This is a genomic window from Vibrio sp. A8-1 (assembly GCF_013048685.1).
Taxonomy (GTDB): Bacteria; Pseudomonadota; Gammaproteobacteria; order Enterobacterales; family Vibrionaceae; genus Vibrio; species Vibrio metschnikovii.
On sequence record NZ_VHTC01000133.1, the window covers coordinates 1 to 510 of the forward strand.

Sequence of the window (510 nt, forward strand, 5' to 3'; positions counted from 1 at the left end):
GACTACTTGGTGAAGCGGTTTCACACCTTTTAGTGACTGACCAATATTCTGCCTACAAATATATCGACGAATCTAAGCGCCAATTATGCTGGGCTCACATATTAAGGAACGTCATCGCTATCGAGGAAAGCGTTTGTCCTGAAAACCAAAAAATCGGAGAAAAACTCGCTTTAATCGCTCATAGCGTATTCAGGTGTCATCACCGATATATCGAAGAAGAAATTACCGAAAGCCAATATTACCGCCGACTCAGGCGGTTACGAAAGAGCTGGCTTCATTGGCTCAAATTGGGTAGTTATCAATGCTCAAAACGATATCGAGGTAGATGTCGAAATCTCATCGCTGATGATGCTATGGTCTGGCGGTTTATGGACGACTCCGAGTGCCCGTTAACAAACAACGCAGCGGAGCGAGTTCTCCGTAATTACATACTGATGAGGAAGTGTTGTTACGTGACTCGCTCATATCGAGGCGACCAGTTCCGCGAACGAATGTTCTCGCTGATAGAAA

The 510-nt window shown here is 45.1% G+C and carries 1 protein-coding gene; it reads left to right on the forward strand.

From position 1 onward, the window contains the following. The coding region (locus FKN93_RS17585; protein ID WP_170905784.1) for a transposase at nucleotides 1-510 on the forward strand (510 nt) is incomplete at both ends.